Source organism: Bradyrhizobium sp. B124, assembly GCF_038967635.1.
Taxonomy (GTDB): domain Bacteria; phylum Pseudomonadota; class Alphaproteobacteria; order Rhizobiales; family Xanthobacteraceae; genus Bradyrhizobium.
On sequence record NZ_CP152413.1, the window covers coordinates 7537780 to 7559044 of the forward strand.

A 21265-nucleotide genomic window follows, 5' to 3' on the forward strand; every position below is an offset into this window, starting at 1 on the left:
GGTCGAAGGCGTTCTCCTCCGATACTTGCGCGGTAGCGTTGAACTGTGATCTAATCGCAACCCAGCGATCTATGGGGGGACCGGTGGGCGATGAAGGGGCGGCGCTGGAGTTTGGCGGCAGCTTTTGGGGTGTCTTTGCTGTTCACACCTGCAGCTCTTGCAGCCAAGGGGGATGCCAATCCAGTTGACCCAAGGCTTGCGTTCTTTCGCGAGTATATCCGTGAGATTACGGAGTTGCATCAACTGCGCGAACAGGCGGCAAAGGAGCTGGCAGAATCGGCGAGCGCCGATCAAAAGCTTGCAACGATGGTTCGTGTCGGTACTCGATACAAATTTCAAACGTCTATCAACATGAGAATGATCCAAGGCATAGAGTTGGCCGCACCCTGCCAGTCCTTCGCCGATGGTCTTCGCGACGTGAACCAACTTCGATGGTCAAAACATGCAGAGTTGGTCGACGCCGCCAAAGAGCTTCTGAGCGGATCGAAGCCCGGCGTGGATTACGGAACGATAACTGCTCGTGTGCCCGAGATCAGCGCAGAGCTAGAGCAGGTTGATCGGACGACCTTCACGATAGCCCCGGCGACCTTTCTTTGCCTGGTCGACCCGACGAAGGTCAATGCTGAAGGAAAAGTAGATCGCCTCATCGTGGACCGGAGCGAACGCCGGTCACTCGTCAAACTCTTGAACGACTCGTTCGGGGCGTTGCTCAATGTAAACGACGACGCTGACTCGTTCGTCTCTGCCGCCAAAGTCTTGAGGCATGGACTGGAAGGCCCACAGTGGAAGGCGAGCGATGATCGATAGGCGGAGCCGAAGAAAGCGGGGGCGTTTTAAGTGAAAGCAAACGTATTTTTTACTTTGTGCATTTTGATTGGCGGTATCGTTTGGTACGTATCGGATCACGGTAAGCCCTCGTTCAGCAAGGGTGATATCAGCTCAATACGAGAGGACATCCGCACTCAATTCGGCAAGCGAGACGGTGTCCGCGTTACAGATGTCAGCTTGGTGCAGGAAAGCGAGCGCAGGCTACAAGGCTTCGTGAAGCTTCAAATCGATCAAGTCGGAGAGGTAACAAAGGACTGCTCAGCCGCCATGTCGATGGAGGACGGGCGGACTATTTGGGGCTGTCGCTAGGCAAGTCGTTATGGCTCATCTTAGATACCTAGTAAGCCTTGCATGTATACTTCTGAGCGCGCGGGCGTCGGCGCAGTCGGCTTTTGATGCTGCGGAGCAGCGCTTGGCGGATTGCGCATCTCACGCTGATCTGCATCCGCCCTATTCTGACAAGAACGACATAATGGCGGCTTGTCGCAAGGAAGCCGACGCCTACGTCAGTGCCTGCGCTGAGCGGCGTGACAAGCTAGAGTGTGGTTTCGCGGCGTATACCTTAGCGCAGTCGTCGTGGAGGCGAGATCCAATAGACGTGGAGTTCGTTAATTGCCTAAAGCAAAGAGGGCCGGCTGAAGCGTTCCCGATGGAATTGCTAACGTTGTGCCGCTCGGAACGATACGCTTTCGAGGCAAACTGCCGGAAGCGCAAAGCGACTGAGGAATGTCAGAGGGATTCGGCGGACCTGGCCAGCAGTGTGTGCAAGCTTCGCGGCTCCACGCTCTGCGGTGGGCGTTGACGGGTCAGGTCGGCCCGCAATGGAAACAGAACTACGAGCGTGGCTCATTGATACGCTCGATTTTATGATAGAGCAGCTCAATCAAGCCAAACAGCCGAGTGAGCAAGCGATTGCTGTCGACGCGGTCCAAGGGCTCTTGCCTTACCTTCGGGCGAGGCTGAAGGAAGACGCTGTCATGGCTACGCATTTTGCGCTAGCGCTCGGCGATTGGGTTGAGCCCGGTCATTCCAAGCGAGTTTGGCGGGAGCTGGCCAATAAGCCAGCAGATATTTTTGTCGGAGAGGTCGACGACATCATTGAACAGCTAACCGCCTTACGGGATGTCGTTCGAGCTGTTCGATGATTTACCTCACCCCCCTCCTCGCTCTCTTGCTGATCGCGCCCAGCGGTCCCGCGTTCTCTGCCGACCTGATCGGGCAGGCCAGCATCATCGACGGCGACACGCTTGAGATACACGGCACCCGTATTCGGTTGTGGGGCATCGATGCACCTGAAAGCGCGCAGCTCTGCCGTGGTGATGACAGCTTGCCTTATCGGTGCGTAGCGAAGGCAGCGAACGACCTTGACGCCTTCATAGCGCGGCGGCCGGTTAGTTGCGAACCGGTCGACCGTGATGTCTATGGGCGTACAGTCACTCACAACGGATCAAGTCAGACAGTTGAGAGAAGCGGAAGAGAATATGATGGACTGAGGGGCGACGGAGCAAGGTTAGGTGCGCGATGCAAGCGAGTAATTGCTTTGAGTTAGTATTTTGCGGCTCATGGGAGCGCAACGAATGGTAAGCTGGCAAGCGTTTTGGTCCGGGCTTCTGGGAACGACTATTCCGGGGTTGATCGTCACGCTACTCGTCATGCGCATCACTAGCGGCTTCAATCGGTCGTTGGAGCGCTTCAAGGTTGAGCTTCAGCGCGACTCAGTCCGTTTCTCCAAATGGCATGAAAAGCGCGTGGAAGCGTGTGTGGCCGTATATGTGGCGTTTTCGGACTTTCTCGATTTTCTCCGTGCAGAGCTGTACATAGACGGTCGACCTCCGATGAGCCTCGATCCACTGCACAATTTCAGCCGTGAGCTGCAGAAGCAGATGATTTTTCTCGAAGATGGGCTCGCAGAAAAGGTTTTGCAGTACCAGGGTGAGCTACTTGCGTTCCGCAACGATGTCGTCTCACGTCGACAGGCAGGCACGGATTTCACTCAGACAAAGCTGGACCATGAGATTCCAGCCTACCTGCCACGTTTGCGCAGAGATATCAATCTAACCCTCGACCCGACCTATGATCCGAATGGGAGCGAGGCGAAAACCCTCCTTCGCTTCTTAGAAAGCGGCCAAAGACCGTTCGGGGTGAATGCCCGTGGTGTGAGAACCGACATGTCTGAAACGGCCAAGACGAATGCGATCCATCAGAAAGGTTTCGTGAGTTGGCTCGTGCGTGGACTTGCTAAGAAGGCAAGAACGTAAGCATTCTTCAATGCAAAAAGACAGCCCTCCGCTAGACAGCGGAGATCAATTCTCATGTGGGAGATTCGCGATGGCTCGACGGAGCATGACTTCGATGCACCGAGCGCAGATCAGCTCGTGCCGGCCGGTTCCGCTAATATTTGGACGTGCAAAGGGAGTTGTTACCGCGTTGTCACCGCAACGATGACGCGATACAACATGCAAGCCAGCCGGCCTTGTCTCCTCACGGCCTGTTGGTTCGGTGATGGCGTGGCAGTGTTGCTACTCGCGCCTTCTTCGCTCCGGCTCCGAAAGATCGGCCCGCGCCATATTCCCGACGGCGTTTCAGGCGGGAGAATCGTCGGGCGCGGCACGCTTTTGTGCAAATGAGACCAAACCGTCGAACCCTTCGGCCATTTGCCTGTTCGTCAATTCGCGGTCGAAGAGCCCGTGCGCTTCAAACAGACCCAATCCCCAACAGATCACCTGTTCGATTCGGTGCAGGCAGACCGGCGCGAAGGCGCTTACTTCCGGATCGAGGGGCGATAGAGAGCCATGGGCGAGGCGCGACCGCATCACGTAAGCTTCCGCCAGCTCGCTTTCCAGTTCTTCAAACGACTTGGTGTCGGCTGGGCCATACCGGATCGCCGCACCGCGCTGGCTGACCGTCTTTTTGATGTCTTCATGCTCGGAGGTTAGCACCAACCGCTCGAGCGCCGTTACCGCCTTGATGATTTGTGCGGCAGGGGACTCCTCGCGAACCGCATCACCGAACCACGCAGCTGAGTCCAACAAGCGTGATCCAAGCGTCCGCTTGATCGCTGGGTTGACGACCGTTTCCAGTGCTTTGTTGGCGGCGCGAAGTAAGACCGCCATATCCTCGCCTTCGAGAAACTTTACCCAATCATCCCCGAAACCCACCGCCGAAGTCGATGCGCTGGAGCATGAGATATAGAGGCCGTTTTTCGGATCGACTGACATATGCGCCCGGCGGTCAGTTTCGAGGCGCGGTCCACCGATACCCATTCGGCTCGTGTGATACGACCCGAACAGAATATGCACGAGATTGACCGCCCCGGTCACCGCCATCCGGGCACGCTCGAGCGAGGTGCCGCCGTCGCAATTCAGTATGTTGACCTCGCCGACCCAGGTGAAGCCGTCATAGTAATGCCTCGCGATGGCAAGCAATCGCTCATTCGACCCCTTTTCCGAATCCTTTTCGCCGCGCCGTGCGAGGTCTTCGTAATGGGGAGCCATTAGTTCGTTGAAGCGTTCTAGCGTGTAGAACGTAACAGGGCCGATAGCGAAGCTGGGAGGCTCCTTGGTGCGCATTAGTCGACAGGGGAAATAATGTGTTCGGTTCATCCGGGCTTTTTTGGCTTCTTTAACTGCCGAAGAGAGAGCACGTTCCGCCTGCTGTTCATCGAGCGGTCGACGCTCGACCACAAAGCGCTGGACCAGGATCTTGCCGAGCGCCTTGTGCACCGGCGCGATTTCGATGGTGCCCATGGCGTCGCTGTATTTTATCGCTTGTTCGGCCAGCCGCCAAACCCGCTGATCGGCCGCGCGCCCGCACATCAGCGATCCCTTACCTTCCGGATGAGGTAGGTCGCCCCACATGTCCTGTTTCGGAAGGTCCTGCAAACTGACCGCGGCCGAGAACGTCTTTTGAATCCGCTCGCATTCGGCGAACACAAACTCGATATCGGTCACCCATCCGGCATTTCGATTCGTTGCCATGAGACAATTAGATACGAAAAACACGCTCTTATGGCAATTTCGCAAAGCGGACGTCCGTCTCGCCACTGCCGATCTGTCCACCGGCGATGATGCGATCGTTGATACGTATGACGATCACATCGCCTGCTGCCGCGCGAGCCAATCGGGCTTGCGATCGCCCGCGGCCAGGCGCGGCTTTGGTCTAAAGGCCGGCGGGAGGTACCGCAGCCACTGCTCAAGATCAGCGCGCAGGATACGAACGTGGCGGCCGCATTTTTTCGCTGGTAGCTCGCCGGCCTGCATGGCGCGATACAGGTAGGTCCGACCGACGTTCGCGGCCGCGCAGGCGTCCCGGATCGAAAGCGCGAGGGGCTGTTGCTGTGGTGAATCGTCCATGAGATGCATTGCTCCGCCCGACCGAAACCGGGATTGGTCGTGATGGCAATGAACTTCTGGACGACATCGAGATACCGGGAAACGACGGCGGTCGGCAAGTGCCATTTGGCACCCGCTATCCGAGATCACGTCGATCTGGTCTTCACGAGGAAGTGCTCCGGATCTTCGAGATCAGTAATCTAGCTAAGCGTCTTTTTCGTCCGCTTCAGTGGACTTGTGGTCAGTCAGTGCTTCCGCGATGATCGAATTGGTCAACTTGGTCTTTTGCTTTGCTCGCTCAACGAAGCGCTCGTAATCGACCGGAAAATCGCGCACAAATGTGATCTCACATGGTGTCACGGTCTTCGATTTCCATATGGTTCGTCCTTCACTGCTCTGTGGCAGCATCTCGGCCATCGAAGAATGCGCGAGCGTGAGGTTTTCCATCCGAACGAAGTTGACGCACAGGAAGTCCATCTTGTCCGGAACGGCGCGCTCGAGCGGCCAATCGACAACGAAGCCGATTGGGTCCGCATTGGCGGGACTAGAGAATATTTTGTCGAGTTTAACTAGGTCCCGTGCGAGGCTCCCAAAGCCGTCTATACCCACAGCGGGTTCTGGAGCGCCAGCGAGTTTCAATAGCCGCTGAGTTGCCTCGAGAGCCTCTTGCATGCTCTCGTATTCAAGCTGACGAGCAGCATCGGGCAATCTCATGGGAAACGTCACTTCGTGCAGGCGCTCCGGCTTGAGGGTCATCTCAGCGCCGCGGCATAGCGCTATGAGCATCCGAAAGAAATTCCGCCAGTCGTCAATCTTCAGACGTGCCGCGCTGATAGCCTGCTCGTCCGTCGTGAATTGAATCCTGTTGCCGGCTATCAATAGTCGGAACAGTGGATTCTGGACCAACATCTTCAGGTGTTCTTTCGGCAAGCTCGCCAGAGGAGGGAACAGTATATCCGCTAAAAATGTTGCCGGAGGTGACAGCGGCGTCTCCTTGACGGTCACGATGCATGTGTCCGCCGTCGCGGGTTGCACGCGCATGACTGACTTTGCGAAGTTCGGCTCGTTCAGTGACAGCTTGATGCCGAATCGCGTTTCGAACGCTTGACCGGCCGTGACCTCGAGTTCTCTTAAACCCAACAGTCCATCGATCAAACCATCCATGCTTTCGACTTTGAACGTCGTCGTTGCTTGGAATCGTCCTGGCTCAAAGCCGAGCTCTTGAGTTTGCTTGCGCTTCCTATCGATGTATGCGTCAAGATCCGAACCGCAGAAGTCGAAGATGGCTTGCCTGAGTGCCGCTCCGGTCGGTTTGATTTTCCGACCTGACGTCGACGCTTTGAACGAGATGTATTTTTTGTTAATTTGGTGAGACTTCGTGCCCTCGGCTTGCTCCTTCCGAAGGCGTTTGAGAATCGCAGCCAAGTTGGCATCCAGAACGTGGACTAGATGCGCGGATACGAATTCTAGCTTCTCGTTGACTTTGAAGACGTACACGAAAGCCGGCTTCGGCTCCTTGGCCAGTCGCTCAGCGGCGGACAGCCGCATGCGAAATCGATCGTTGCTCGCCCACATCGTCTTGACCTGAACATGGGCCGATAGCGGCGCACGGCGCGTATCAAGAGTCTCGCGGCCGATGGGTGCCTGCTGCTCGAATTCAACGATGTAGTCCCAGCCTGTCCTGTCGTGGTCGATCGAGGGATTACGGACGAGTTTTGTGTCGCTGCATATCTCAGCAAAGCGCGCTTCGCCCTTTTTGCCGAGTTCGTCCGCATTCAGTGGCAAATCGATTTTCTCCCGTTGTGGCCCAAACCGTAGGGGTGGGACAGGCGCTAGGGCATACGGCGGATCAGTAAAAAATTGTTATACATTTCAATGGGATGTTGATGAAGCTGGCGGAAGGGTGGTATTCGACCCAGTACGCTCGCGCGTCGAGCGGCTTCGCGTCTCGTCGAATTGAGCACCTGGGAGAGGCGCTGACTCCAATATCAATTCTCACCTTCCACGCTGCGGGACAGTTCGCGATTAATGCGATCCTTGACCCGACGGACCGCAAGAAGCTGCAATCTGGTTCGGGTCCTGCCGCTGATCGTCTTACCACCAATCTTGAAACTGTAGCGCCATTCGCCTGGCAACGCTTCATGAATGCTGAACTGTACGCCTCTGTGCTGCATAAATTTCTGTTTACCCCGATCGCACACGTTGTCTTTTTCGGCGCCTCGTCGGTTCAGCGCAGATTGATCTATGATTCCTCAATCATGAGAACCTTAACGTAACAAGAGAACCGCCGATCCAATAGGACCGGCGGCCAAGTCAAGGGAGGAAACGCCCGTTAGGGCAGCGGTAGCGAGGCTACCGCAACGTACCGCCAATCGCTTGGCGGATCTCGAATAAGAAGTTCGCGACCAGGCCAGAGGATGATCCGCCAATGCGTCGAATGGAGGCGAGGCGGTGAGCGACGCATTAATGGCTCAGATAGTTCAATTGAGAGGGCACGAAAAGAAAAAGTTGCGTACGCACCGTACCAATTGACCTCTTTCGCGCTTTCTCGTTACCTCTTCAAGAGGTCAGAGCTGTTTCGCGCCACGTTGTGCCGAGCCAAATTCATTTAGTTTGCAGCTTGCAATACGCTCATGCGGATTAGGCTGCCACGTGCGCGATGAAGTCTCTGATCTCCACGCTGGGAAACTCTCTGCCAATTGCAAGAAATTCATAAACAACACGTGACCTTGTTGAGTAAGTACTGATTCCGGGTGGAACTGTACGCCATAGGTTGGGTGATACCGATGTGCCAAAGCCATGATCTCACCTTCATCTGAACGGGCTGTCACCATGAGATGCGGCGGGTCTGATTGATCGAGTTTGACCGCGAGAGAATGGTAGCGTCCAACAGAAAGTGGAGACGGGAGTTCCTTGAACAAGCCTCGACCGTCATGCGTTATGTGCGAGGACCGGCCGTGCATGGGACGACGTGCACGCGCCACGCGTCCGCCGAAGACGCTGCCAATACACTGATGCCCGAGACAGATGCCAAGAATTGGGACACGACCCGAAAGCTTGCTGACGACGGCAGTGGATATACCGGCTTCCATTGGCGTACAGGGACCGGGAGAGATGATGATTGCATGCGGCTTGAGCGCAACGAGGTCGGTAAAGCTGACCGCGTCATTCCGCACCACTGCCGTCTCCGCACCAAGCTTGCGGAAATAGCGAGCTATGTTGAACACGAACGAGTCGTAATTGTCGATAATGAAGATCAAAATGCACCAGATACCTCGGAACCAAAAGCGTCAAAGAGCCGCTGTGCCTTGGCAAGCGTCTCCTCATACTCGGCCTCGGGGTTCGACATCGCCGTTATTCCCCCGCCTGCATGAAACCTAGCAAGGTCGTCGTCGATCGTCACCGTGCGGATCGCAATGTTCGTGTCCATGTGTCCATTGAATCCGATGAAGCCGATCGCTCCGCAATAGACCTCTCGCGCCACTTTCTCGACGTCCGCAATGATTTCCATTGATCGCACCTTTGGAACACCGGTCACGGAGCCGCCCGGAAAGCAGGCGCGAAGCAGACTGACTGCGTCTTGATCTGCAGCAAGTGCGCCTCCGACGATCGAGACGAGGTGGTGTACCGAAGCATAGGATTCGAGGTTACATAGTGCCGTAACCTCGACCGAATTGTCTGTACACACGCGTGACAGGTCGTTGCGCAGCAGGTCGACGATCATAATGTTCTCGGCACGATCCTTTTCGGAGGCAAGAAGGATTTCGGCGCGGCGCCGATCTTCCTCGGAATCAGCGGAGCGCGCGATTGTACCCTTGATGGGGCGCGTTTCGACCTGTCGTCCGTCAAGTTTCAGAAATCGCTCCGGAGAGCTCGATGCAATCGTCAGCTTGTCGTAGCGCAAGAGGGCTGCAAAGGGCGCCGGGTTCAGTGACCGGAGCTGGCAATAGAAGGTGAGCGGATCGAACAGGGGCGACACCCTGGCACTGAAGCATTGCGCGATGTTCGCCTGGAATATCTCCCCAGCCAGAATCAACTCCACGACGCGCTGGACCGTCGCCATGAAGCCTTCACGGCTAAAGTTGGAATGCCATGCGCCTGCCGTGCTCGGGATTACAATCCGCGGCAACTTTGGCCTGGCAAGCAATGCTGCAAACTCGTCGGCGCGACGACGCGCTCGCTCGGTTCGTCGAGCGGGGTCCTGCTCCGGCCATCCGGTCGAGACGATCCAGCACCTGTGGTCCCGGTGATCGAAGCTGACTACCACGTCATAGAAATGTAGAATCGATTGAGGTAATCGGAGACCAGGAATTGACGGGGCCGGCAGCCGCTCCAGTGTCTGGTTCAGATCGTAAGCAAGGAAGCCGGCAGCGCCGCCCTGGAACGGCGGGAGATCGGAACGATGCGCTTCTCGGTATCTGGCGAGGAGGTCGCGAAGAACCGCCCATGGATCGCCCGCAAGCGCCTCTGCATTCCAACTTGCCTGTCCATCGGCGACCAAATAGGTGCCGAACGGTTCGCAGGTCAGATATGAGTAACGCCCGAGCAGCTCATGCCCTGCCGCGCTATCGAGAAAGGTAAGCTGCGGCCGCTGTGCAAGGCATCGCAGCGCCTTGACAGGCTCAATCCACCGTAACTCGCGGACGTGCATAGGGCTATCGGTTGCCGACGACCAGCAGGCTGCGAAGCCGGTTCTGATCGTGGTCCTGTCGCGAGCAAGGGTTATTTCCGTCCGACACGTACAAAGCCTCGAGGCTGATCATCAAGCTAGCCGCGGCCATCTGGTTGGCTGCGTCGAGCAACTTGGTTTAACCCTGCCGTCCCAGCGAAATGTACATCTGTTGATAGCTCGTAGTCAGTGGCAAACCGCAGCTCGCGAAGTGGCCGGACGGACCGGATCGCTTCTCGATACAAATCGTGCGTTTTGTACGCAGCGAGTTCCGTCTCGCTGTCGAACTCACCGTACACCACGACGTCGATCTCATTGCCGAGCTGATCGCTCTTGCGGTTGCGTGCAATCTCGAGCCGGCGTGCATATGGGATTGAGGTGAGAACCGATAGACCTTCGATGATTTGGTCGATGCGGGCCTTATCTTTGGCTGTGAAGAAGACAATGTGACGGATCATGGTGGCCGCAAACGTGACGCCGCAACTTGGGCTGCGTTCTTATATCGGGATCAAGCCCAACGCAATGCTGGTAAGGCGTGGGCAGCAGGAGGAGTGTTCGACGCTTCGTGCGACGCCCCCGGCCTTTGCAGCAGAAGCTTGCAGAATTTCTACTTGAGCTGGATGTCGGAGTTGCCCGTTGCCCCAATGGCCTGAATGTGGCGCACGAACAGGAATGGTGATCGGAAGCGTCGTCAGCCGCTGGTATTCGCTATCGCGAATACCATTGTGTAATTCGCAAGCTGTCGTCGATCTTTGTTCGCAAGCAGCCGCGGCATCGCACAGGTCGCCTAAAGGACGTCCTGTAAGGCAATGCGACGCACGGCTGGCCGCGACCGTCCGGATCATGGCGCCGAAAAGCGTGGCGGGCACTCCCGTCGCTCGGCAGTACATGATCGACGATAGTGCCGCGCTATCTTCGCCGGCGGCTTGCTTCTGACCTGCAAAATTCCCTAAGCCGAACCACCACGCAATGCTGGGCCGGAACGGGATCGGGTCCGCAACCTTGCTCGAGCAAAATGGAGCAGCAAGTGCCCTGTGCACAGACTTCAGGATGGGCGATCCATGCAGGTTACAGTGATGAAGGGAAAAATCCATCGCCCTCGGTGACCCAGGCCGATCTTGATATCGATAGATCGTACGCTGCTGGATGCGGCCGGTTTCCTGATCAACGAACGCGTCGAAATCTACAATATCGAAACGACAGGACGGTTCGCCATCTATGTGATTGAGACCCCGGATGGGTCGGGCACCATCGGTCTAAATGGTGCTGCCGCGCGACTAGCAATGACCGGGGACATCCTTGCATACGCCTCTTTTGACGTGGCGGAAGCCAATGCATTCAAGCCGCGGGTTGTGCTGGTTGATCGGGAAAATCGGATCTCACCTACCTGAAAGGGAAAGCGCCTCGTTATGTCAACGACAGCAAACCAAGCGACCTCAGCCACGAAACGTACAGCTGTCGTTCGAAGCGTACCGTTCTGTATCTAGTGGGATACATCCTGCCGGATATGAATGTCTTCGTCCGATCCGGACAGTATTTGCGGGCCGATAACAATCTTGACCTGTCAAAACCCATGAGACGCAACTCAGAGGGGCGCGATGGCATGCGCGGCAAACTTCTATGGTTCAACGGTATGCGGGGCAGGCCCTTTTTTTGCCAGGGGCGCTGTGGCTGCTAACGTGATGAGTATCTTGCATAAGTGCTGCCGCTGTTCGGCGTTAGGTGAGTGGAAAATTGGTGGTAAGGGCGCTGAGCAGGCGTTGCTCGATCGCCGTGCGCCGATCGTAGGCTGCCGATTGTCCCAAGTGTAAGGCGGTCTCCTCGACTGGCACGCCTTTTGTGAATTCCACGGACACGAATGTCGCGGAGGGTGACGTGCGCACAATGCTGGATACTCTGGTCGAGGAGACAAGAGGTCAAGCTCGATGAGCCAGCAGCGGATTGTGGTGGCCGGTACGGGCACCGGCATCGGAAAGACGGTTTTCTGCGCCGGGCTCGTCAATCTCCTCGGCGCGAATTTTTGGAAACCGATCCAGGTCGGCCTTGAAGGAGAGACCGACACCGAGCGCGTCGCTCGGCTTGGCAGTCTGCCATCCGATCGCATCGTGCCCGAGCGTTACCGACTGCAAACGGCCATTTCGCCCCACTGTTCCGCGGAGATTGCCGAGGTTCGCATCAACACGGATTCGCTCGACGTGCCGGACACCGCAGGACAGCCGCTCGTGATCGAGGGGGCCGGCGGACTGATGGAGCCGCTAAATTGCGGCACGCTTTACATTGACGTCTTCGAGAGATGGCGGCTTCCCGTCGTGCTGTGCGCGAGCTCTGCTCCGGGGACAGTCAATTATTCACTGCTTTCCATAGACGCGCTCCGAAGACGTCAGATCGACATTCTCGGAATCGCCTTCGTTGGCGAAAGGAATTCGGATGCTGTGAGGGCAATTTGCGAGATCGGCCGGGTGCGGTGGTTGGGGCGACTGCCCTGGATTGCTCCTTTGTCGGCAGACACGCTGCAGGCCGCGTTCAAGGCCTCCTTCCGCCGCGATGATTTCAAGCCATGAGGCTAAAGAAGAAATCGTCGACTTGGCTCCGTTCACGCAACACGCGCTTCAAGGACGAGAGCGCAAGCGCCTAGCGAATAGCGGGCTCAGGTGCTTTCGGTAAGGCACGACCAGGCTTGCGTCTCAGTCCGAGGAACGAGCGCCTTCGCCGCCGAGTTGCGCCACGAGCCAATCTGCAAAGGCTCGTACTGCCGATCTCTGTCGGCTGGCGCGCGGGTAGATCAGGCGGTGACCAACGTAGCGGATATCGTTAGCGCGTCCTGCCAGCGGAGCGACCAATCGTCCGCTCGCGAGTTCGCGCTCGGCCAGGAGGGTTGATTCCAGCGCTACGCCCAATCCCTCCGCAGCCGTCGCAATCGCAAGAAAGCTCCGGTCGAATCTCATGCCGTGAAGCGCAGGTGCTTCCAACCCGTTCGCGGTGAACCATTGGTGCCATTGCACCCGCTTCACGTCGGAGCGGATCAGCGTCTGATCGAGGAGATCGGCAGCCTTTCGTATCGATTTTGCGAGGGCGGGGGAGCAGAGCGGCGTGACCGTCTCCTCCGGCAGAGGAATAATTTCGACACCTTCCGCGCGCGGCGGACCGTAGACGATATCGATATCGAAATCATCGTTGCTGAAGCGCGCATAGTCCGTGCTTGCGGCCAGCCGAACCTCGAGCTTCGGGTAAGCAGCGAGAAACTGTGCGAGACGGGGCGCCAGCCATTGCGCGGCAAAGCTGGGGGCGGAATGGACGCGCACCAATTGTGGTCCGCGCGCGGCAACTTCCTCAAGCCCACGGCGGAGCTGATCGAATGCCGCTCCCGTGTGACGCATCAGGTTCTCGCCCGCCGGCGTGAGCCGCACGGATCGTGCGCTGCGCTCGAACAAAACGGTCCGAAGCGTGCCCTCCAGCTTGCGGATTGCGTGACTGACGGCGCTTGGCGTCAGGTGAAGCTCATTCGCTGCATCGCGAAACGAACCGGTGCGGGCGGCCGCTTCAAACGCACGAATTGCCGATATAGGGACATTTGATAGCATCTCATAAGTGAACCAGATTCATCGATCCGTGACAACTGCGCGCTTGTCCGTTGATGCTCGGCGGGTCATTTCTAAGCGCCAAGGAAGAACAATTTGCGGGAGGAATAGATGCTGCTCAGCGGTAAGACGGCCATCATTTCGGGCGCGGCCTCGCCGCGGGGGATCGGGCTTGCGACCGCCCGGCGGTTCGCCGCCGAGGGCGCTCGGGTCGCCATTCTGGATATCGACGCTGGCGCTGCGGCGGATGCTGCGGCATCGCTTGGAAGCTCCCACATCGGGCTAGGGTGCGACGTCGCCGACAAATCGTCCTGCGAGCAGGCGGTCGCCCGCGTGATCGAATTCTTTGGCGGCATCGATGTTTTGATCAACAATGCCGGCATCACCCAGCCAGTGAAGTTCCTGGAGATTTCGGCGGCCGATTGGGATCGCATTCAGGACGTCAATCTCAAGGGCATCCTGTTCCTCTCCCAGGCCGTGATCCCGCATATGCGCGCACGGAAGTCCGGATCGATTGCATGCATGTCGTCGGTCTCGGCCCAGCGCGGCGGTGGAATTTTTGGCGGCCCGCACTACTCGGCTGCGAAAGCCGGCGTGCTTGGTCTCGCCAAGGCGATGGCCCGTGAGTTCGGCCCGGACGGCATCCGCGTCAACTGTGTCACGCCGGGCCTGATCGGCACCGATATCACCGCGGGCAAGCTGACCGACGAGATGACGGCGAAGATCCTGGAAGGCATTCCGCTCAATCGTCTCGGCACGGCGGAAGACGTCGCGGGCATCTACACCTTCCTGGCCTCGGATCTCTCCGCCTACGTGACCGGTGCGGTGATCGACGTCAACGGCGGCATGCTCATCCACTGAGCCAGCAAGACAAGGGCCAGATCGATGGAAACCTCGACCAACGCGCTTACGAATACGCCCAAGCTGGCGGACCGCGCCTACAATATTCGCCGCAATGCGCTACGCATGGGTGAAGTCCAGGGCCAGGGCTATATCGCACAGGCGCTCGACATCTCCGACGTTCTCGCCGCGGCCTATTTCCATGCGATGCGCTACCGGCCGGAGGATTCGTCCTGGGAGGGACGCGACCGCTTCCTTCTCTCAAACGGGCATTATGCCATCGCGCTCTACGCGGCCTTGATCGAGGCGGGGATCGTCCCCGAGGAAGAACTCGAAACCTATGGCAGCGACGAGAGCCGCCTGCCGATGTCGGGCATGGCCTCCTACACACCCGGAATGGAAATGTCGGGCGGTTCGCTCGGGCTTGGGCTCAGCATCGCCGTCGGCATGGGCCTGGGGCTCAAGCGCAAAAAATCCGAGGCGCGGGTGTATACGTTGTTCTCTGATGGCGAGCTTGACGAAGGTTCGGTCTGGGAGGCCATCCAGTCGGCCGCCCACTACAAGCTCGACAATCTGATCGGCATCGTCGACGTCAACAATCAGCAGGCGGACGGTCCTTCGACCCAGGTCATGGCGTTTGAGCCGCTGGTCGACAAGCTTCAGGCCTTCGGCTGGTTCGTGCAGCGCATCAACGGCAACGATCTTGATGCCGTGGTTGCCGCCTTCGACGCCGCCAAGTCCCATCCCGAGCTCAAGCCGCGGATGATCGTCGCCGACACGCTGATGGGGAAGGGTGTTCCTTTCCTCGAGCAGCGCGAGAAGAGCCATTTCATCCGCGTCGAGCAGCACGAATGGCAGCTCGCGCTCGCCGCGCTGGAAGCCGGGAGGCAGGCATGAAGACCGTCAGATCAGCACCGCAGCCGGGCAAGCCGCGCCTGACCACCTCCGCCATGATCGCCTCGATCGCGGCCGAGGGACAGAAGACGAAGCCGGCGCCCTTTGGACACGCGCTCGTCGAGCTCGCACGCAGCCGCCCTGATGTGGTCGGCATGACGGCCGATCTCGGCAAATACACCGATCTGCACATCTTCGCGAAGGAGTTTCCGGACCGTTATTACCAGATGGGCATGGCCGAGCAACTTCTGTTCGGAGCCGCCTCCGGCCTTGCCGCCGAAGGCTTCATGCCATTCGCGACAACCTACGCAGTGTTCGCATCGCGGCGGGCTTACGACTTCATACACCAGACGATCGCGGAGGAAGACCGCAACGTGAAGATCGTCTGCGCGTTGCCCGGCCTGACCTCGGGCTACGGCCCGAGCCACCAGGCCGCGGAGGACCTCGCGCTGTTTCGTGCGATGCCGAACATGACGGTCATCGATCCCTGCGATGCCCACGAGATCGAGCAGTTGGTGCCTGCCATCGCGGCGCATCACGGGCCGGTCTACATGCGTCTGCTGCGCGGCCAGGTGCCGGTCGTGCTGGACGAGTATGACTACAAATTCGAGCTCGGCAAGGCCAAGCTGGTCCGTGACGGGAAGGACGCCTTGGTCATCTCGTCTGGCATCATGACCATGCGTGCGCTCGAGGCCGCGCAAACCTTGAAGGACGACAGCATCGATATTGCGGTGCTGCACGTTCCAACCATCAAGCCGCTCGATACTGAGACGATCTTGCGTGAAGCCGGCAAGTCGGGCCGCCTGGTCGTCGTTGCCGAGAACCATACAACGATTGGCGGTCTCGGCGAGGCCGTTGCCGCCCTTCTGATGCGTTCAGGCGTCCATCCGCCTTTCCGCCAGATCGCATTGCCCGACGAATTTCTTGACGCCGGGGCACTTCCGACCCTGCACGCCCGCTACGGGATTTCGACTGCAGAGGTCGCGCGGCAGATCAAGCAGTGGCTTTAGGGTACCGGCGCTAAGCGCCCATCGAGCCAAGCCCTCGTGAGGAGCTACGCCCGTCGCATGTTGCGGCGGCGAGCGATTGCTCCTGCCTAAATGCCGGTGATCGAGAGCCGGCAAGCGAAAACCCGCAAAGCTGCACGCCGGCGTGCGCTGATGCAGCGGGCAGCAACGTCAATAAAGGACCAGGAGGAAAACATGACTGCATCGAAGCCCGGAAGCATCAGCCGCCGTTCGCTGTTGATGGCGGCCACAACTGTACCTCTCTGCGGGATTCTGACCCGTCCGGTGTCCGCGGCCGAGTTCGTCTACAAGTTCGCGACCGGACAGGATCCGACGCATCCGGTGAATATCCGAGCCCAGGAGGCGATCGACCGCATTCGCGAAGCGACCAGCGGCCGCCTGGAGATCAGGCTGTTTCCGGCCAACCAGCTCGGCTCCGACACCGAGCTTTTGACCCAGGTTCGCAGCGGCGGCGTCGAGTTCTTCAACCAATCGTCCTCAATTCTTGCCACCCTGGTCCCAAGTGCGGGCATCGTGAACACCGGCTTCGCATTCGCCGACTATGACAGCGTTTGGAAGGCGATGGATGGCGATCTCGGCACCTACATCCGGGTGCAGATCGCCAAGACGCCGATCATGGCGGTGTCGAAGGCCTGGGACAATGGCTTTCGTCAGGTGACCTCGTCCGGCCGCGAGGTGCGAACGCCGGATGATCTGAAGAACTTCCAGATCCGCGTTCCACCCGCACCATTGCTGACTTCGCTTTTCAAAGCACTTGGAGCCGGGCCGACTCCGATCAACTTCAACGAGGTCTATTCCGCGCTGCAGACCAAGGTCGTCGACGGGCAGGAGAATCCGTTGCCGATCATCGCGACCGCGCGTCTCTATGAAGTGCAAAGCACGTGCAGCCTGACCGGGCATGTCTGGGACGGTTACTGGATCCTGGGCAACAAGCGCGCCTTTGAGCGCCTGCCCAAGGACCTGCAGGAGATCGTGACGCGCGAGCTCGATCGCTCCGCGGTCGATCAGCGGGCCGACATCGCAAAGCTCAGCCAGTCCCTGCGCGCCGATCTGTCGACCAAAGGGCTCAAGTTCATCGACGTCGATCGTGCCGCTTTCCGCCAGGCGCTCTCCAAGACCAGCTTTTACGCCGACTGGAAAGGCAAGTTTGGCGAGGAGGCATGGTCTCACCTTGAAAAAGCTGCGGGCCAACTATCATGACCAGCGTGATTCATACACCGCATGTCGACGGCAGGTTGACACCCGGCACGTCTCAGGCGACCTCGCGCAGATGGGTGGTGAGGGCCAACACTTTACTTGGCTACGTGGTTGCGATCCCGGCAGCATTGCTCGTGGTGGCCGAGATTGCCGTCCTGTCCGCGGGCATCGTGGGCAGATACGTGTTCCGCTCGCCGATCGTCTGGTCCGACGAGCTCGCCGGCATTCTCTTCCTCTGGCTCGCCATGCTCGGATCCGTGATTGCGTTCCAGCGCGGCGAGCATATGCGGATGACCGCCATCGTTGGTGTTCTCAGTGCGGAGGCTCGCGCGTTCCTGGACGTCGTGGCAGCAGCGGCGTCGCTGGCATTCCTCGTGCTCGTCGTTTGGCCGGCCTATGAATTCGCCGCCGACGAGGCGTTCGTCACGACGCCGGCACTCGAGATCGTCAACAGCTGGCGCGCGGCAGCGCTGCCGATCGGGATCGGGCTGATGCTGATCGCAGCCGTCCTCCGGCTCATTCGCATCTCGAGCCTGCGCAGCTTGCTGGCTTCCCTGGCAATCGTCGCCGGCATCATCGCGACGTTCGTTCTGCTTGCTCCGGTCTTGCAACCACTTGGCAATCTGAATCTACTGATCTTCTTCGTTTTCGTGGTCGGGGCGATGGTCTTTGCGGCCGTGCCGATCGCGTTCGCATTCGGCCTCGCCACGGTCGGCTATCTTGCCCTGACAACCAGCACGCCCGATGTAGTGATGATCGGACGGATGGATGAGGGCATGAGCCACCTGATCCTGCTTGCCGTGCCTCTCTTCGTCTTTCTCGGTCTTCTGATCGAGATGACGGGCATGGCGCGCGCCATGGTCAGCTTCCTGGCAAGCCTTCTGGGCCACGTGCGCGGCGGGCTGCACTACGTGCTGGTCGGGGCAATGTATCTGGTCTCGGGTATTTCCGGGTCCAAGGCGGCGGACATGGCTGCGGTGGCTCCGGTGTTGTTTCCCGAGATGCGGCAGCGGGGGGCCAAGCCCGGCGATCTCGTTGCGCTTCTGGCGGCAACCGGCGCGCAGACCGAGACGATTCCCCCGTCGCTGGTTCTGATCACGATCGGCTCGGTGACCGGCGTGTCGATCTCGGCGCTGTTCACCGGCGGGTTGCTCCCGGGTGTCGTGCTCGCGGTCATGCTCGCAGCCGTGGTGTGGTGGCGATACCGCCGCGAGGACTTGTCCCACATCAATCGGGCGACGGGGCGGGAGATCGGCCGCGCCTTCGTCATCGCGATACCGGCGATCGCCTTGCCATTTGTGATCCGGACCGCCGTCGTCGAGGGCGTTGCGACGGCAACGGAGGTCTCGACCATCGGCATCCTGTACTCGGCCTGCGCGGGCTTGTTCATCTACCGCCAGTTCGACTGGCGCCGCATCTATCCGATGCTGGTCGAGACGGCCTCGCTGTCGGGGGCGATCCTGCTCATCATCGGCGCGGCGACGGGCATGGCCTGGGCGCTGACACAGTCGGGATTTTCTGCCTCTCTTGCAAAGTTCATGACCAGCCTTCCCGGCGGAGTACCCGTCTTCCTGGCCGTGACCATCGTGACCTTCGTGGTCCTGGGCAGCGTGCTGGAAGGGATCCCGGCCATCGTCCTGTTCGGCCCGCTCCTGTTCCCGATCGCACGGCAGGTCGGAGTGCACGACGTCCACTACGCGATGGTGGTCGTTCTCGCCATGGGCATCGGCCTGTTCGCGCCGCCGTTCGGCGTTGGCTACTACGCGGCCTGCGCCATCAGCCGCATCAACCCGGACGAGGGCATGAAGCCGATCGTCGGCTACATGATCGCGCTCTTGATCGGCACACTGATCGTCGCAGCCGTGCCCTGGTTGTCGATCGGATTCCTCTGAGTCTCGGCGGGGTGCCTCGCGGGACAAGACCGCGAGGCATCTGGTCAGGCGAATTTCGGCAGATGCAGCGGCAGCCCTCGCAAGCCATATCGATCTCCTCGACCTGGCCCTTGCCGACTTCGGTGACACGCAGCTTTTTGCCGTCGAGGGTAAAGGCACAATTCGTCGGCTGCGGCGCGTCCAGGATAGACGATCGGCCACCTCACCCTGCCGGTCTAGCACCGTCACGCTCTTCTGGTTATAGACCGTACAATAAAGCCGACCGAAAGCCGACCGTCCGTGCCAAAGGCCATGCCATCCGGCCCTTTGGAGTCGGGATTGGAATCAGGCTGCAGGACGTTGCCGAAGACCACCCGTTTCGGCGAGGCTTCGCCGAGCGCGTCGTATCGGTAGATCTCGCCGGTGAAGGACGCGTTGGCATAGAGGTGATTGTCGGGACCGAAAGCAATGCCGTTGGTGAAGCGGATCTTGCGATCAAGCACGCGTACGACCTTCATGGCCGCCGGATCGATCTCATACACACGGCCGTCCCAATCAAGGTCCATATAGCCGTCGACGAAAGCCTGGCCGTTGATGAAGTCCTCCGCGGCCATGCCAGAGTCGGTCATGTCGAGCAGTCCGTTCGGGCCGAAGCAGAGATCGTTTGGAAACAGGAAGCGGTCCGCACCTTCGCCCTGCATGCGCCGGATCTCGTTTCCACCTTCGTCGATGCAAATCAGCGCCCGGAGGCCTGCTTCCACGATCCAGATCCGGCCGTGGCCCTCGGTCGTCAGTCCGTTCGGACGACCGCCCGTCGTCCGGATCACCCTGCGATTACCGCAAGGGTCAAGCCGCGTAATGTAAAGGGTCGACGCGGACATCTCCGTGACATACATCGATCCATCCGGCAGGCACACCGGACCCTCGGTCGCAGTCGACTCGTCAATTGCTCGCGCGCAGTGCCAGCGCACAGTTAGAGATCGCCGAGCATAAAGATCCGCCCGCTCCCGGCGATCAAGACAGTGCCGACGTACGGGCGTTCGCATTTGTCGCCATTACCAGGTCAGGCGGCCTAAAGCTTCGACAAGGTGCCAAAGCGCGACCTCACCGGTTGGTGCTGGGTCGGCAAACCTCGTTAGGAGAGCGGTCGCGGGCGCGGTGCCATTTCCGAGTCGAGGATCAGTCGTCCATCGAGTCGGCCGTCCAGACGCTTCACGTATTCGGAAGCCTCTTCCATATGCGCCTTCATGAGCGCACGCACGCGCTCGCTGTCTCTCGCGCGAGCGGCTTTCGCGATCTCACCGTGAAACTTGACGTTGGCGCACCCGAATTTCGCGTGTTCTTCCGGCGGGGTCTGCGTGCTGAAGACGACCAGACGGCGGAGCATCTCGTTGATCAACTCGCACGCGAAGCGGAGAAAGGGATTGGGGTTCGCTGCAGCCAGGATGTCGTGAAAATCCAGATCTGCCTGACGTTGCCGAACGAGACGAGATGGTTCGTGAGACGTCGGTTGACAGGTTTCGATGTTGTGTTCCAGAGCATCGAGTTGTTCGTCGGAGAGAAACGGAACCGAGCCGGCGGCCAATTCCGGCTCCAGCAATCGCCGCGCTGCATAGATGTCCTCCATGCTGACCTCTTTGAAGAACAGGTAGTTCTGCAGCAGTTGAAACGTGCGCTCGAGCGGGACCTCGATGATCGTTGCGCCGCCGGTAGGGCCGGTGCTGACCGTGATTAAACCTTGGACCTCAAGCGATTTTAGCGCCTCGCGGATGGTGCTCTTGCTGACCGAAAACAGCCGCTGAAGCTCCTTCTCCATCGGAAGCTTGGCGCCCGGGCGAAGATTTTTCTGTGTGATCAACTGCTTGATCTCTTCGGTAACGAGATCGGCCCGCTTTTGAATTTTCAGCCGCCCGGGCTGCTTCGGCATTTTTTCCAGTTCTATCGCCATCTGAATTCTCCAGATCGATCAATGGGTTCCTTGGCGGTTCCCGGCGGCTCAAGCGCGGGCCCGGCGAAAAAGAACCGACTC

At 59.1% G+C, this 21265-nt stretch carries 19 protein-coding genes and 2 pseudogenes; 12 read left to right on the forward strand and 9 right to left on the reverse strand.

The window, feature by feature from the left end:
- The first annotated feature begins 90 nt into the window (after positions 1 to 90).
- The 4 genes and pseudogenes from AAFG13_RS35800 (at position 91) to AAFG13_RS35815 (ending at position 3086) form a co-directional block, all read left to right on the forward strand.
- Complete coding sequence (locus AAFG13_RS35800; protein ID WP_342709772.1) at positions 91 to 807, forward strand: hypothetical protein; 717 nt, start codon at positions 91 to 93, stop codon at positions 805 to 807.
- Positions 808 to 1649: 842 nt separating this feature from the next.
- Positions 1650 to 1973, forward strand: a complete 324-nt coding sequence (locus AAFG13_RS35805; protein ID WP_342709773.1) for a hypothetical protein — start codon at positions 1650 to 1652, stop codon at positions 1971 to 1973.
- Positions 1970 to 2263, forward strand: a pseudogene (locus tag AAFG13_RS35810) (thermonuclease family protein); the annotation flags it as partial. The gene AAFG13_RS35805 and the pseudogene AAFG13_RS35810, both read left to right, overlap by 4 nt.
- Positions 2264 to 2405: 142 nt before the next feature.
- Complete coding sequence (locus tag AAFG13_RS35815) at positions 2406 to 3086, forward strand: hypothetical protein (RefSeq protein ID WP_342709774.1); 681 nt, start codon at positions 2406 to 2408, stop codon at positions 3084 to 3086.
- 324 nt (positions 3087 to 3410) lie between these two features.
- Here the strand turns inward: AAFG13_RS35815 and AAFG13_RS35820 are convergent, their stop codons facing one another.
- From AAFG13_RS35820 to AAFG13_RS35830, 3 genes are all read right to left on the reverse strand, one after another.
- Positions 3411 to 4778 (reverse strand): hypothetical protein, encoded by a 1368-nt coding sequence (locus AAFG13_RS35820; protein ID WP_342709775.1) that lies wholly within the window; start codon positions 4776 to 4778, stop codon positions 3411 to 3413.
- A 141-nt stretch (positions 4779 to 4919) separates the two neighbouring features.
- The gene (locus AAFG13_RS35825) at positions 4920 to 5180 is read right to left on the reverse strand and encodes an excisionase family DNA-binding protein (protein ID WP_342709776.1); all 261 of its coding nucleotides are present in this window, start codon (positions 5178 to 5180) and stop codon (positions 4920 to 4922) included.
- A 183-nt stretch (positions 5181 to 5363) separates the two neighbouring features.
- Entirely contained in the window at positions 5364 to 6944 is a 1581-nt protein-coding gene (locus AAFG13_RS35830) for a hypothetical protein (RefSeq protein ID WP_342709777.1), read from the reverse strand.
- 101 nt (positions 6945 to 7045) lie between these two features.
- On the opposite strand from AAFG13_RS35830, the gene AAFG13_RS35835 reads away from it, so the two are divergent.
- The gene (locus AAFG13_RS35835) at positions 7046 to 7435 is read left to right on the forward strand and encodes a hypothetical protein (RefSeq protein WP_342709778.1); all 390 of its coding nucleotides are present in this window, start codon (positions 7046 to 7048) and stop codon (positions 7433 to 7435) included.
- A gap of 414 nt (positions 7436 to 7849) precedes the next feature.
- On the opposite strand, the pseudogene AAFG13_RS35840 reads toward AAFG13_RS35835, so the two are convergent.
- From AAFG13_RS35840 to AAFG13_RS35850, 3 genes and pseudogenes are all read right to left on the reverse strand, one after another.
- Positions 7850 to 8419: pseudogene (locus tag AAFG13_RS35840) on the reverse strand (aminodeoxychorismate/anthranilate synthase component II); the annotation flags it as partial.
- Positions 8416 to 9810, reverse strand: coding sequence for an aminodeoxychorismate synthase component I (gene pabB, locus AAFG13_RS35845; RefSeq protein ID WP_342709779.1), 1395 nt, complete (start codon positions 9808 to 9810; stop codon positions 8416 to 8418). The pseudogene AAFG13_RS35840 and the gene pabB, both read right to left, overlap by 4 nt.
- 116 nt (positions 9811 to 9926) lie before the next feature.
- Entirely contained in the window at positions 9927 to 10286 is a 360-nt protein-coding gene (locus tag AAFG13_RS35850; RefSeq protein ID WP_342709780.1) for a Dabb family protein, read from the reverse strand.
- A gap of 657 nt (positions 10287 to 10943) precedes the next feature.
- Here AAFG13_RS35850 and AAFG13_RS35855 point away from each other — a divergent pair.
- Both AAFG13_RS35855 and AAFG13_RS35860 read left to right on the forward strand, forming a co-directional pair.
- Positions 10944 to 11219, forward strand: coding sequence for an aspartate 1-decarboxylase (locus AAFG13_RS35855; RefSeq protein ID WP_342713462.1), 276 nt, complete (start codon positions 10944 to 10946; stop codon positions 11217 to 11219).
- Between the two features lie 534 nt (positions 11220 to 11753).
- Positions 11754 to 12389, forward strand: a complete 636-nt coding sequence (locus AAFG13_RS35860; RefSeq protein WP_342709781.1) for a dethiobiotin synthase — start codon at positions 11754 to 11756, stop codon at positions 12387 to 12389.
- A 123-nt stretch (positions 12390 to 12512) separates the two neighbouring features.
- On the opposite strand, the gene AAFG13_RS35865 is transcribed toward AAFG13_RS35860, so the two are convergent.
- Positions 12513 to 13409, reverse strand: coding sequence for a LysR substrate-binding domain-containing protein (locus AAFG13_RS35865; protein WP_342709782.1), 897 nt, complete (start codon positions 13407 to 13409; stop codon positions 12513 to 12515).
- 108 nt (positions 13410 to 13517) lie between these two features.
- Here AAFG13_RS35865 and AAFG13_RS35870 point away from each other — a divergent pair, with 108 nt between their 5' ends.
- From AAFG13_RS35870 to AAFG13_RS35890, 5 genes are all read left to right on the forward strand, one after another.
- The gene (locus tag AAFG13_RS35870; protein ID WP_342709783.1) at positions 13518 to 14267 is read left to right on the forward strand and encodes a glucose 1-dehydrogenase; all 750 of its coding nucleotides are present in this window, start codon (positions 13518 to 13520) and stop codon (positions 14265 to 14267) included.
- 24 nt (positions 14268 to 14291) lie between these two features.
- Positions 14292 to 15143 carry a transketolase gene (locus tag AAFG13_RS35875; protein ID WP_342709784.1) on the forward strand — a complete coding sequence of 284 codons (852 nt, stop codon included), beginning with the start codon at positions 14292 to 14294 and terminating at the stop codon, positions 15141 to 15143.
- Positions 15140 to 16150 carry a transketolase family protein gene (locus tag AAFG13_RS35880; protein ID WP_342709785.1) on the forward strand — a complete coding sequence of 337 codons (1011 nt, stop codon included), beginning with the start codon at positions 15140 to 15142 and terminating at the stop codon, positions 16148 to 16150. Before AAFG13_RS35875 ends, AAFG13_RS35880 begins: the two co-directional genes overlap by 4 nt.
- A 192-nt stretch (positions 16151 to 16342) precedes the next feature.
- Positions 16343 to 17368: a TRAP transporter substrate-binding protein gene (locus tag AAFG13_RS35885; RefSeq protein ID WP_342709786.1), complete on the forward strand. Its 1026-nt coding sequence runs from the start codon at positions 16343 to 16345 to the stop codon at positions 17366 to 17368.
- Positions 17365 to 19257, forward strand: coding sequence for a TRAP transporter large permease subunit (locus AAFG13_RS35890; RefSeq protein WP_342709787.1), 1893 nt, complete (start codon positions 17365 to 17367; stop codon positions 19255 to 19257). The genes AAFG13_RS35885 and AAFG13_RS35890 overlap by 4 nt, the downstream gene beginning before the upstream one ends.
- 224 nt (positions 19258 to 19481) lie before the next feature.
- Here AAFG13_RS35890 and AAFG13_RS35895 read toward each other — a convergent pair whose 3' ends face one another.
- Complete coding sequence (locus tag AAFG13_RS35895) at positions 19482 to 20132, reverse strand: SMP-30/gluconolactonase/LRE family protein (RefSeq protein WP_342709788.1); 651 nt, start codon at positions 20130 to 20132, stop codon at positions 19482 to 19484.
- Between the two features lie 239 nt (positions 20133 to 20371).
- Positions 20372 to 21184: an FCD domain-containing protein gene (locus AAFG13_RS35900; RefSeq protein WP_342709789.1), complete on the reverse strand. Its 813-nt coding sequence runs from the start codon at positions 21182 to 21184 to the stop codon at positions 20372 to 20374.
- Between the last annotated feature and the right edge of the window lie 81 nt (positions 21185 to 21265).